9 protein-coding genes are annotated in these 12,315 nt (G+C 73.7%); 6 read left to right on the plus strand and 3 right to left on the minus strand.

Annotated elements, in window-relative coordinates; genetic code table 11:
- Positions 1–108 precede the first annotated feature (108 nt).
- Positions 109–2,607 (minus strand): phosphoketolase family protein, encoded by a 2,499-nt coding sequence (locus tag ABD774_RS10545; protein ID WP_345040746.1) that lies wholly within the window; start codon positions 2,605–2,607, stop codon positions 109–111.
- A 229-nt stretch (positions 2,608–2,836) separates the two neighbouring features.
- Here ABD774_RS10545 and ABD774_RS10550 point away from each other — a divergent pair, with 229 nt between their 5' ends.
- A complete protein-coding gene (locus ABD774_RS10550) occupies positions 2,837–3,919 on the plus strand; it encodes an SURF1 family protein (protein ID WP_345040748.1) in 1,083 nt (360 codons plus the stop codon).
- Between the two features lie 215 nt (positions 3,920–4,134).
- Positions 4,135–4,350, plus strand: a complete 216-nt coding sequence (locus tag ABD774_RS10555) for a hypothetical protein (RefSeq protein ID WP_345040750.1) — start codon at positions 4,135–4,137, stop codon at positions 4,348–4,350.
- Positions 4,351–4,372: 22 nt separating this feature from the next.
- On the opposite strand, the gene ABD774_RS10560 is transcribed toward ABD774_RS10555, so the two are convergent.
- Both ABD774_RS10560 and ABD774_RS10565 read right to left on the minus strand, forming a co-directional pair.
- Positions 4,373–6,106, minus strand: a complete 1,734-nt coding sequence (locus tag ABD774_RS10560; RefSeq protein ID WP_345040753.1) for an ABC transporter ATP-binding protein — start codon at positions 6,104–6,106, stop codon at positions 4,373–4,375.
- Positions 6,106–7,998, minus strand: coding sequence for an ABC transporter transmembrane domain-containing protein (locus ABD774_RS10565; protein ID WP_345040755.1), 1,893 nt, complete (start codon positions 7,996–7,998; stop codon positions 6,106–6,108). The genes ABD774_RS10560 and ABD774_RS10565 overlap by 1 nt, the downstream gene beginning before the upstream one ends.
- A gap of 304 nt (positions 7,999–8,302) precedes the next feature.
- Here ABD774_RS10565 and ABD774_RS10570 point away from each other — a divergent pair, with 304 nt between their 5' ends.
- The 4 genes from ABD774_RS10570 (at position 8,303) to ABD774_RS10585 (ending at position 12,268) form a co-directional block, all read left to right on the plus strand.
- On the plus strand, positions 8,303–8,710 hold the full coding sequence (locus ABD774_RS10570; protein ID WP_345040757.1) for a DUF3817 domain-containing protein: 408 nt from the start codon (positions 8,303–8,305) through the stop codon (positions 8,708–8,710).
- A gap of 26 nt (positions 8,711–8,736) precedes the next feature.
- Positions 8,737–10,374: a glutamine-hydrolyzing GMP synthase gene (gene guaA, locus ABD774_RS10575; RefSeq protein ID WP_486327296.1), complete on the plus strand. Its 1,638-nt coding sequence runs from the start codon at positions 8,737–8,739 to the stop codon at positions 10,372–10,374.
- Complete coding sequence (locus ABD774_RS10580; RefSeq protein ID WP_345040759.1) at positions 10,371–11,588, plus strand: glycosyltransferase family 4 protein; 1,218 nt, start codon at positions 10,371–10,373, stop codon at positions 11,586–11,588. Before guaA ends, ABD774_RS10580 begins: the two co-directional genes overlap by 4 nt.
- A gap of 170 nt (positions 11,589–11,758) precedes the next feature.
- Entirely contained in the window at positions 11,759–12,268 is a 510-nt protein-coding gene (locus ABD774_RS10585) for an aromatic ring-opening dioxygenase LigA (protein WP_345040762.1), read from the plus strand.
- Positions 12,269–12,315 lie beyond the last annotated feature (47 nt).

The following is a 12,315-nucleotide window of genomic DNA, read 5'->3' on the forward strand; positions in this document are numbered from 1 at the left end:
CGGGCCGGCGGGTTCGATTTCTACGGCGTCGTCGACGCCCGGCAGTGGTGGTCCCGGTGCCGGGCGCTCTGACGCCCGGCACCGGGACCGCTGCTCCGGCGGGTGCGGCTACTCGTTGTCACCACCGGTGAACAGGGTGGCGTTCGGGCCGCCCTGCTCGGTGCCGGTCTCGCCGACGTCGGGCCACACCCAGTCGGCGACGGCGGGGATGTCGGTGCCGTTGTCGTACGCGTACATCCGCGCCTCGAGGCGGGCGTCGATCATGCGCTGCTTGAGCGGCCCGTACTTCGACCCCAGGCCCGGGACGCGGTCGATGACGTCCATGACCAGGTGGTAGCGGTCGAGGTCGTTGCGCATGACCATGTCGAACGGCGTCGTGGTCGTGCCCTCCTCCTTGAACCCGCGCACGTGGAGGTTGCCGTGCCCGTTGCGCCGGTACGTGAGGCGGTGGATGAGCCACGGGTAGCCGTGGTACGCGAAGATGATCGGCTTGTCCGCGGTGAAGATGTTGTCGAAGCCGCGGTCGGAGAGCCCGTGCGGGTGCTCCTTCTCGTCCTGCAGGCGCATGAGGTCCACGACGTTGACGAAGCGGACCTTGAGGTCGGGGACGTTCTGGCGCAGCAGGTCCGCGGCGGCCAGCGCTTCCAGGGTCGGCACGTCGCCGGCGCAGGCGAGGACGACGTCGGGGTCCTCGCCCTCGACCTCGGAGCCGGCCCAGTCCCAGATCCCCAGGCCGCGGGCGCAGTGCTTGATCGCGTCGTCCACGCTCAGGAAGTCCGGCGCGGGCTGCTTCCCGGCCACGACGACGTTGACGTACTGCTTGGAGCGCAGCACGTGGTCGTACGTGGACAGCAGGGTGTTCGTGTCCGGCGGCAGGTAGACCCGGATGATGTCGGCCTTCTTGTTGACCACGTGGTCGATGAAGCCGGGGTCCTGGTGGGAGAAGCCGTTGTGGTCCTGGCGCCACACGTGCGAGGACAGCAGGTAGTTCAGCGACGCGATCGGCTGGCGCCACGGGATGTGGTTGGTGACCTTGAGCCACTTGGCGTGCTGGTTGAACATCGAGTCGACGATGTGGATGAACGCCTCGTAGGAGCTCATCAGACCGTGGCGGCCGGTGAGCAGGTAGCCCTCCAGCCACCCCTGGCACTGGTGCTCGCTGAGCACCTCCATGACCCGGCCGGCCCGGGCGAGGTGGTCGTCGGAGTCGGTCGGCAGGTAGCCGGCGTTCCACTGCTTGTCGGTGACGTCGTAGACGTCCTGCAGGCGGTTGGAAGCAGTCTCGTCCGGCCCGAAGATCCGGAAGTTCTCCGGGTTGAGCCGGACCACCTCGCGCAGGTACTTGCCCAGGATCCGGGTGGCCTCGGTCATCGGCCCGCCGGGCGTCTGGACGTCGACGGCGAAGTCGCGCCAGTCGGGCAGCTGCAGGTCACGCAGCAGGAGGCCGCCGTTGGTGTGCGGGTTCGCGCTCATGCGCAGGTGCCCGGTCGGGGCCAGCGAGGCGATCTCGGGCAGGAGGCGGCCGTTCTCGTCGAAGAGCTCGTCCGCGCGGTAGGACTTCAGCCACGCCTCGAGGTCGTGCAGGTGCTCGTCGGTGTCGCGGGCGCTGGCGAGCGGCACCTGGTGCGCGCGCCAGGAGTCGGTGCTGCGCTTGCCGTCGATCTCCGCCGGGCCGCTCCAGCCCTTGGGGGACTTGAAGACGATCATCGGCCACAGCGGCCGCTCCATCTCGTCCTCGGGCGTCTCGGCGGCGCGGGCCTTGATCTCGGCGATCTCGTCGAGGACGACGTCGAGCAGCTCCGCGAACCGGCGGTGGAAGTCGGCCGGGTCGTCCCCCTCGAACCCGCCGGTGAAGAAGTGCGGCTTGTGGCCGTAGCCGCGCATGAGGTCCGCGAGCTCCTCCTCCGGGATGCGGGCGAGCACGGTGGGGTTGGCGATCTTGTACCCGTTGAGGTGCAGGACCGGGAGGACCACGCCGTCCTTCGCGGGGTTGACGAACTTGTTCGAGTGCCAGGAGGTGGCCAGGGGGCCGGTCTCCGCCTCGCCGTCGCCGACGACGGCGAGGACGAGCAGGTCGGGGTTGTCGAAGGCGGCGCCGTAGGCGTGCGAGAGGGCGTAGCCGAGCTCGCCGCCCTCGTGGATCGAGCCGGGCGTCTCGGGCGCGACGTGGGAGGGGATGCCGCCGGGGAAGGAGAACTGCTTGAACAGCCGGCGCAGACCTTCCTCGTCCTGGGTGATGTGGGGGTAGGTCTCGGTGTAGGTGCCCTCGAGGTACGTGTTCGCCACCAGGCCGGGCCCGCCGTGGCCGGGGCCCGTGATGTACATGGCCGAGAGGTCGCGCTCGTTGATGGCGCGGTTCATGTGGGCGTAGAGGAAGTTCAGGCCGGGCGTGGTGCCCCAGTGACCGAGCAGGCGCGGCTTGACGTCGTCACGGCTCAGCGGCCGGCGCAGCAACGGGTTGTCCAGCAGGTAGATCTGGCCGACGGACAGGTAGTTCGCGGCCCGCCACCAGGCGTCCACCTGCTCCAGCGTGGCGTCGTCGAGCTCGTGCGGTGCGGCGTCGGCGCGCGTGCGCCATGCCGTCGGGGCTGGGGACGTGGTGGTCATGCGGGATCTCCTCCGTTGATCGTCTCCGACAGGCACATCCCAGGCGCACGGGCTTCCAGCCCGACGCGCCGGGACCGGCCGGGTCGAGGCCTGCATTCCGACGTCGTTCAGTCTCCTCCATTTGTCCCGTTCGTGCGTGGGCGGGCAGTCCCGGCGCGGTGACGGAGGGCGGCCCTGTGCCGAACGGCACAAGGACCTGAGCACGGGCCGCGGCACGTAACCTGGGACCGTGGACCCACGCCGCACACTCCGGTCGGACCCCGCCGGGGCCGAGGTCCCGTCCGGCGGTCCCCGCGGCGCCCGTCCGGCCGACGCGCCTGCGCCGGAGGGCCTTCGGCGCGACGAGCTCCCGGGGGACGGCCTCCCGCAGGACGGCCTCCCGCAGGACGGCCTCCCGCAGGACGGCCTTCCGGACCTCACCCCGGACGATGTTCCGCGCAACGACCTCGGGCCCGACGACGGCCCGCCGCCGGCGGAGGGCACGTTCCGCGACTACCGCCGCGTCGCCCTCACCCCCAGGATGATCGGGCTGTTCGTCCTCCTGCTCGCCGCCGCCCTCGTCTGCGTCCGCCTCGGCGCGTGGCAGCTCGACCGGGCGAGCCTCCGGGGTGCCACGGCGGCCGAGGAGGCGCACGCCGCGGTCCTGGCGCGCGGCGTCGTGCCGATCGAGGACGTCCTCGCCCCGCAGACGTCCTTCCGGGCCGAGCATCTCGCCGTGCCCGTCGAGGTCACCGGCCGGTACGAGCCGGACCAGCAGGTCTACGTCACCGGCCGGGCCGTCGACGGGGAGGACGCCGTTCTCGTCGTCACCGCCCTGCGGGTCACCGAGGGCGCCTACGCCGGCGCGATGATGCCCGTGCTGCGCGGCTGGGTCGACCCCGCGGACGTCACCACCGCGGGCGGGTCCGCCGCCCCGGCCGACGACGACGCCGCCGCGCTCCTTGCCGTGCCCGCGGGCGAGGTGACCGTGACCGGCTACCTCAAGGACTCCGAGGTGGGCCGCGGCGGGAACCTGCCCGACGGCGTCGTCGAGACGATCAGCTCCGCCGAGCTCGCCAGCCTGTGGGGTGGGCCCACCTGGAGCGGGTACCTCGTGGAGTTCACGACGACGGCCCAGGGCCGCTCCGACGTCTCGCCCACGGGGCTGCACCACGCCCCGCCGCCGGGGATGGCGGAGGACACGGGGCTGAACATCCAGAACCTGGCCTACGCGGTCGAGTGGGTCATCTTCGGCGGTTTCGCGATCGCCCTGTGGGTCCGCATGGTCCGCGACGAGGTCCGGCACCGCCGCGAGGACGCCGGCATCCTCTGATCGGCGCGTTCACCCTCGCGGCGCCCGCTGCGCCATAGTCCGCGCCTCCGCGCCTCCGCGCCTCCGCGCCATCCGCGCCTCCGCGCCATCCGCGATGATCAGCCCCTGTCCGGCGCCCATGGGTGCGCCAGCGGTAACCAACCCGTCGAGCGCGACGGGATCCGTCTGCGAGGCCGCCGAGTGCGACATCTTCCACCTTGCGCCTCAGGTATGAGGTGGAGGATGTCACACTCGACGAGCAGGCCTCGCGCACACGCCGGTGCACGCGGCACGACGAGCGCACGCGGCACGACGAGCGCACGCGGCACGACGAGCGCACGCGGCACGACGAGCGCACGCGGCACGACGAGCGCACGCGGCACGACGAGCGCACGCGGCACGACGAGCGAACGCGGCACGAAAGCACGCGTGGCTCGCGGCGCACGCGGTAGCTGCCAGAAGCTCCTGCTGCCGCTACTCCTGCTGCCAGGAGTGCCACAGCGCGGCGTACTCGCCGCCGGAGGCCACCAGCTCCTCGTGCGGCCCCAGCTCGACGATGCGCCCGTCCTCGACCACGGCGACCCGGTCGGCGTCGTGCGCGGTGTGCAGGCGGTGCGCGATCGCCACCACGGTGCGGCCCTCGAGCACCGCGGACAGCGAGCGCTCGAGATGGCGGGCCGCGCGCGGGTCGAGCAGCGAGGTGGCCTCGTCCAGCACCAGCGTGTGCGGGTCGAGGAGCACCAGGCGGGCGAGGGCCACCTGCTGCGCCTGCGCGGGCGTGAGCTCGAGGCCGCCGGAGCCCACCTCGGTGCCCAGCCCGTCCGCCAGCCGGTCGACCCAGTCCAGCGCGTCCACGGCGGCCAGCGCCTGGCGCATGTCCGCGGCCGTGGCGTCCGCCCGCGCCAGGCGCAGGTTGTCCGCGAGCGTGCCGACGAACACGTGATGCTCCTGCGTCACCAGCGCCACGTGGGAGCGCAGGTCCTCCTCGGGCAGGTCCACCAGCGGCACCTCGCCCACGGTCACCGACCCGCCCGTGGGCGGGTGGATGCCGGCCAGCATGCGGCCGAGCGTGGACTTGCCGGCCCCGGAGGGCCCGACCACGGCGAGCCGCTCGCCCGGGACCAGGTCGAGGTCGACGTCGTGCAGGACGTCGGTGCCCGTGCGGTAGGCGTAGCGCACCTTCTGCGCCTCCACGTGCTCGTCGGCCGGCCGTGCGCCGGTGGGCGCGCGGTCGGGCTCGACGAGACCGACGCCGAAGATGCGGGACAGGCTCGCCAGCGCCACCTGCAGCTCGTCCACCCAGAACAGCAGCTCGGAGACGTACGGGCGCACCTGCATGGCGTACAGGGCGATGGTCGTCACCGCACCGAGGGTCGCGGCGCCCTGCTGCACGAGCCAGGCGCCCCAGACCAGCGCGGCGGCCACCGGCAGCATGAAGGAGATGCCGAGCCAGAGGAACAGGCTCACGCGCATGCGCAGCGTGACGACCTCCGTCCGCCACGCCTCGGCCACGGCCCGGTCGGTGCGGGCCCGGCGCCGCGCGCCCAGGCCGAGGGCGTCGACCGTGGCGGCGTGCTCGACCGACTCGGTGAGCACGCCGTTGAGCCGCGCGTACGCCTCGGAGTTGCGCAGGTACATCGGGGTGGCGATCCGGAGGTACCGCCGCACGGCCAGGACGATGATCGGCGCGCCGACGAGCAGCGACAGCGCCACCACCGGGGAGGCCAGGAAGGCCGCGACGACGGTGAGCAGGATGGTCGCGCTCGTCACGAGCACCCGCGGGACGCCGAAGCGCACCATCCACTGGACGCGGTCGACGTCGTTGGTGGTGCGGCCCAGCAGGTCGCCGGTGCCCGCGCGCTCGACGGTCGAGAGCGGCAGGTGCGTCACGGTGGCCAGGAAGTCCTCGCGCAGCCGGGCGAAGACCTCCTCGCCCAGGATCATCGCGTCCCGGTGGGCGAAGCGGGTGAGCAGCGTCTGGGCGAGCACCACCGCCACGAGGGTCAGGCCCGTGCGGTTCACGAACGACGCCGTCGTCCCGGCCGCGACGGCGTCGACCAGGTCGCCGAGCAGCCAGGGCAGCGCGAGGGCGGCCAGCGCGGCCAGGGCCTGGACGGCCACCACCCGCGAGAGCCGGCCGCGGTAGCGGAGCAGCAGGGCGCCCGCGTGCCGGCGGACCGTCCGGGCGTCCGCGACGGGGAGCAGCATCAGGCGTCCTTTCCGTGTGCCCGCGCGGCCGCGGCGGGCTCGTCTGCGGCCGCGGCCTCGCGGGTGACGACGAGGCGGTAGGCGGCGGCGTCGGGGTCGCCCGCGACCGCGCGGGCCAGGAGGTCCCGGTGCGTCCCACGGGCACGCTCGCGTCCGCCGTCGAGCAGGACGACCTCGTCGGCGTGCTCGAGGACGAGGGGGGAGGCCGTGACGACGACGGTGGTCCGGCCGGCCCGGTGGTCCACCAGGCGGGCGGCGATCCGCGCCTCGGTGTGGGCGTCGACGGCGCTGGTCGGCTCGACGAGGACGAGGACCTCGGCCTCGGTGAGCAGGGCGCGCGCCAGCGCCACCCGCTGGCGCTGGCCGCCGGAGAGCGAGCGGCCCTTCTCGGTGATCTCGCCGTCGAGGCCGTCGGGCATCGAGGAGAGCACGTCGTGGGCGTCGGCGACCTCGAGGGCGCGGTAGAGGGCGCCCTCGTCGCCCCGGTCGCGCACGTCGAGCTCCTCGCGCAGCCGCCCGGTGAAGAGCTGCGGCGTCGCCCCGGCGACGACCACGCGCTCGCGGACCTCGGCGAGCGGGAGGTCGGTCAGCGCGGTGCCGTCCAGGGTCACGGCGCCGTCGGCGTCGTCGAAGCGGCCCAGGCGGGTGGCCAGGGCGGCGGAGTGCTCGGGCCGGGAGGACACGATCGCCGTCGTGCGTCCCGGCCTGATGCGCACGCCGGTGGTGAGGTCGACCAGGTCGCCGGCGGCCCGGGCCCCGGCGCCCCGCGCGGACCTGCCGCCGGTGCGGTCGGTGCCCGCGCCGGCCGGGTCAGCCGCGGCGCCGGTCGAGTCGGCCGCGGAGGCCGCGTCGGCCGTCCCCGCAGCGTCGGCCGCCTCGGACTCGGCGACGGTCCCGGCCGCCGGCTGCACCTTGAGCACGGCGATGACCTTCCGGGCCCCCACGCGCGCACGGGTGAACATCTGCACGAACTGCGTGGCCGCGCGCAGCGGCTCGGCGAGAAAGGCGGTGTAGCCGTAGAACGCGACGAGCTGCCCGGCGGTGATCTCCCCGCGCAGCGCCAGGTGGGCGCCGAACCAGACGACGCCCGCGACGAACAGCCCGGGCAGGAGCACCTGGAGGGCCTGCAGGACCGCCGAGGTGCTCGCGACGCCGACGCCGGCGGCGCGCACCCGCTGGGACTGCTCGGCGTAGCGGGCGGCGAAGACGTCCTCGCCGCCGATGCCGCGCAGCACACGCAGGCCGGAGACGGTGTCCGAGCCGAGGGTCGTGAGCCGGCCCGAGGCCTCGCGGTGCACGGCCTGGCGGGCGTGCAGGGGCCGGACCAGGAGGGCGAGCACCGTCGTCGTCACCGGCAGGCCGACCAGGATCGCCAGCCCGAGGGGCACGGACTGCTGGAGCACCACCACCGCGACGACGACGTAGGCGACGACCGAGCCGACGAAGCGCGGGAAGACCTCCATCATGTTGCCGATGTGGAAGGCGTCCGACGCGACGGTGGAGACGACCTCACCCGTGGGCAGCTCGTCGGAGATGGCGTCGCCGGTGCGGGTGACGTGGTGCCCGACGAGGCGGGAGGTGCGGAAGGCCCCGTGCAGCCACGCGCCGATCTCCCCGATGTGGCCGAGGGCGGAGGCGCCGGCGCCCACCAGCCCGACCAGGACGAGCAGCCCGCACGTGCGCAGCAGGGCGGGGGAGAGCCCGTCGGCGAGGCCCTCGTCGAGGGCCGTCCCGAGGAGGTAGGGCACGGCCGCGAGGGCCACGGACTCGACGACGGCGAGGACGACGGCGAGGAGGAGCACGCCCGCCTCGCGCCGGGCCAGCCACCCCAGGAAGGTCACCGGGCGGGTGAGCGGGGGGTGACCGGGATGGCCGGAGGGGACGTCGAGCACGAAGGTGCAGGCTACGCGGCCGTGACGGCGCCCGGCGACCGAATTACCGCTCGCTCGAGCGCCGCCCACCCTCGGGACGGCCGGCGTCGTCGGTCAGCCGGGTCGCCGGGGTCCGCCGTGCCCGCCGCAGTCGTGAGGACGGCCCTTCGGGCCGAGGACCCACGGTCAGACTGCGGTCCCCAGCGCACATGTCGGTCCTCACGGGCGCGGCGTGCGCAGCAGGGCCGGCGACAGGAGCGGGGGCGGGAGCGGGCGCTCGCTCACAACCTGAGAGACTGGGGACGCAGCCATTCGAGAGGAATCCATGAGCACCGAGCAGCCGACCCCCGCACCCGCCCCCGCCACCTCCGCCGTCGCCGAGCGGGAGCGGAAGGCGCGCAGCGCGTTCCGCAGCTACAAGGTGATGGCGTTCGTCACCGGCGGCATGCTGCTCCTGCTGTGCCTGGAGATGATCCTCAAGTACGGGTTCAACGGCGGCCAGCCGGTGCTCGGCACCTGGATCGCGATCGTGCACGGCTGGATCTACGTCATCTACGCGGTCACGGTCTTCAACCTGTGGTCCACCATGCGTTGGGGCTTCGGGCGCGTGGTCGTCCTCGTCGCCGGCGGCGTCGTCCCGCTGCTCTCCTTCGTGATGGAGCGGCGGGCGCAGGGCTGGTTCGACGCGGACCTGCCGGCGGTCCTCCGACGGGTGGCCGCCCGCACGCGCTGAGCCGACCGCCGTCTATCCTGGCGGGCGTGAGCACCCCCGAGCAGCCGTCACCGGCGCCCACCGAGACCGCACCGCAGACCGCCCCGGGGACGACGTCCCCGGCCGCGCCCCGGCCCGTCCTCGTGGTCGACTACGGCGCCCAGTACGCCCAGCTCATCGCCCGGCGCGTGCGTGAGGCCAGCGTCTACTCCGAGATCGTCCCGCACACCATGCCCGTGCAGGACATCCTCGCCAAGGACCCGGCGGCGATCATCCTCTCCGGCGGCCCGTCCTCCGTGTACGAGGAGGGCGCCCCGGCCACCGACCCCACGCTCTTCGAGGCCGGCGTCCCGGTGCTCGGCATCTGCTACGGGTTCCAGTCCATGGCCCGCGCGCTCGGCGGGAAGGTGGCGAGGACCGGCACCCGGGAGTACGGCGGGACGGTCGTCAAGGTCGAGGACGACGGCGAGCTCCTCGCCGGCTCGCCCACGCAGCAGACGGTGTGGATGAGCCACGGCGACTCCGTGCAGGAGGCCCCCGAGGGGTTCGACGTGCTCGCCACCTCCGACGGCTCGCCCGTCGCGGCCTTCGAGGACCGGCGACGCCACCTCTACGGCATGCAGTGGCACCCGGAGGTCAAGCACTCCGTGCTCGGGCAGGAGGCCCTCGAGCGTTTCCTCTACGACGGCGCGGGGCTGGCCCCCGAGTGGACCCCCGGGAACGTCATCGCCGAGCAGGTCGAGGCCATCCGCGCCACGGTCGGCTCCGACCGCGTCATCTGCGGCCTGTCCGGCGGCGTCGACTCCTCCGTCGCCGCGGCGCTCGTGCAGAAGGCCGTCGGCGACCAGCTGACGTGCGTCTTCGTCGACCACGGCCTGCTGCGCGCGGGCGAGGCGGAGCAGGTCGAGCAGGACTTCGTGGCCGCCACGGGCGTCAACCTCAAGGTCGTCGACGCCTCGCAGACCTTCCTCGACGCCCTCAAGGGCGTGACCGACCCTGAGACCAAGCGCAAGATCATCGGCCGGGAGTTCATCCGCGCGTTCGAGAAGGCCGCCCGGGAGATCGTCGCGGAGTCCGGCGACGGCGAGGGCGAGGTGAAGTACCTCGTGCAGGGCACCCTCTACCCCGACGTCGTGGAGTCCGGCGGCGGCGAGGGTGCGGCGAACATCAAGAGCCACCACAACGTGGGCGGCCTGCCCGACGACCTGCAGTTCGAGCTGATCGAGCCGCTGCGGACCCTGTTCAAGGACGAGGTCCGGGCGGTCGGCCTGGAGCTCGGCGTCCCGGAGGCCATCGTCTGGCGCCAGCCGTTCCCCGGCCCGGGCCTGGGCATCCGGATCATCGGCGAGGTCACCGCCGAGCGCCTCGAGGTGCTGCGCGCCGCCGACGCCGTCGCCCGTGAGGAGCTGACGAAGGCCGGGCTGGACCGTGACATCTGGCAGTGCCCCGTGGTGCTGCTGGCCGACGTCCGCTCGGTGGGGGTGCAGGGCGACGGCCGGACCTACGGTCACCCGATCGTGCTGCGCCCGGTCTCCTCGGAGGACGCGATGACCGCGGACTGGTCGCGCCTGCCCTACGAGGTGCTCGCGACGATCTCCAACCGCATCACCAACACGGTCCCGGAGGTCAACCGGGTGGTCCTCGACGTCACCTCCAAGCCGCCGGGCACCATCGAGTGGGAGTGAGTCCCGCGGCGCAGGGAGGCGACCGCCCCCTGCGCGTCGTCCACGTCTCCGACTGCTTCCCGCCCCGGGTCGGCGGCATCGAGACGCAGGTGCGCGACCTCGCCGCCCACCAGGCCGCGGAAGGGTTCGACGTCCACGTCCTGACGGCGACGGCGGACCCCGCCCTGCCGGGCGGCGGCCGGAGCGGGAGCTCGCTCGTCGACGGCGTGCGCGTGCACCGGTTCGCGTCCCGGGCGACGTTCGGGGCGCCCTTCCACCCGCTCGAGGACGTGCTGGTGCCCCGGGCGCTCAGGGAGCTGCGCCCGGACGTCGTCCATGTGCACGCCGGGGTGGTCTCGCCGTTCGCCTTCGCGGGCGCCTCGGCCGCCCGGCGCACGGGCCTGCCGCTCGCGATCACGTGGCACTGCATGCTCGACGGGATCGTGCCCGCCCTCCGGCTGGGGGCACGGGTGACCGGGTGGGACACCGCCCCGGCGGCGCTCTCCGCGGTCTCCCGCGTCGCCGCCGACCGGGTCGCGGCCGCGCTGGGCCGGCCGGCCGCGGACGTGCTCGTCGTCCCGAACGGGCTGGACCTCGCGAGGTGGGCGCCGGCCGGGGCCGGCCTGCCGGACGATCTACCGCCGTCGGGACCCCTGCGGGTGGTCGCGACGCAGCGTCTCGCCCCGCGCAAGCGGGCGGTGCCGCTGGTGCGCGTCGTCGCCGCGGCGCACGGCCGGCTCCGCCGCACGGGTGCGCCGGGGATCCGGCTCGACGTCTTCGGCGGCGGCCCCGCCGGGCCGGTGGCACGTGCCGAGGCCGCCCGGCGAGGCGTCGGCGACCTCGTCACTCTCCACGGGAAGGTCCCGCGCGAGGAGCTCACCCGGCACTACGCCGGTGCCCACGTGTTCCTCTCGCCGTCGCGGCTCGAGGCGTTCGGGATCGCGGCCCTGGAGGCTCGCGCCGCCGGGCTCGCCGTGGTGGCGGGGCGGGGGACCGGGATCAGCGAGTTCGTCGTCGACGGCGTGGACGGGCTGCTCACCCCGGACCGGTCCGCCGGTCTGGACGACGACGCCGCCGACGCCGCCCTCACCGAGGCGCTCGTCCGGCTCGCCGAGGACGGCGAGCTGCTCCGCCGGATCCTCACCCACAACAGGGGCGTCCCGCCGTCGGCGGGCTGGCCTGACGTGCTGGCCGCCGCGCGGCGGCTCTACGACCGCGCGCGCGCCCTGGCCTGAGACGGACGTCACCACTGCGACCGGAGACACGGGCGGCGTCTAGGACCTTCGGCTCGTCGCGGGGCGATATGTCCCTAATAGTGTTTCTCGTGTCAGAACGGATCGGGCAAAACACCCGAACCGGAAAGCGCGCCGGTGCACCCGGCACCTAGTCCTGAAGGGCATCTGCCATGAAGAACAGCACCGCCAAGCTCGCGGGCCTTCTCTCCATCATCGCCGGGATCGTCTTCATCGTCGCCGGCGCCGTCACCTGGGCGCTGATCACCTCCAACCTCACGGAGCAGAACATCACCGTGGCCGAGGACTCCTCGATGCTCCCGGGTGACGAGGTCAACGGCCCGTTCTCCGCCTTCGCCCAGGCGCAGATCATCAACGAGCACGCGCTGAGCGCGACCGAGGGCAAGACCTACGCCGAGCTCGGCGCCGAGGTCCGCGCCGCCGAGGAGGCCGGCGACACCGCCCTGGCCGAGGAGCTGCAGGGCCAGCGCACGACCGTCATGAACGCCTCGTTCCTCCGCGCCTCGCTGTTCACCTCGGTCGTCGCCTACGGCGTCGCCGCCCTGGTCGTCGGTCTCGGCGCCCTGCTCCTGATCTTCGGTGCCGCCTTCAACTCCCTCGCCAAGGCCGCTCCCGCCGTCGCCGGAGCCCCGGTCCGCGGCGAGGTGCCTGCCCGGGTCTGACCCTCACCCCGATGCACGGGAGCCCCGCCACCTTCTGGTGGCGGGGC

The organism is Georgenia daeguensis, from assembly GCF_039537705.1.
In the GTDB taxonomy this organism is placed as follows: Bacteria; Actinomycetota; Actinomycetes; order Actinomycetales; family Actinomycetaceae; genus Georgenia; species Georgenia daeguensis.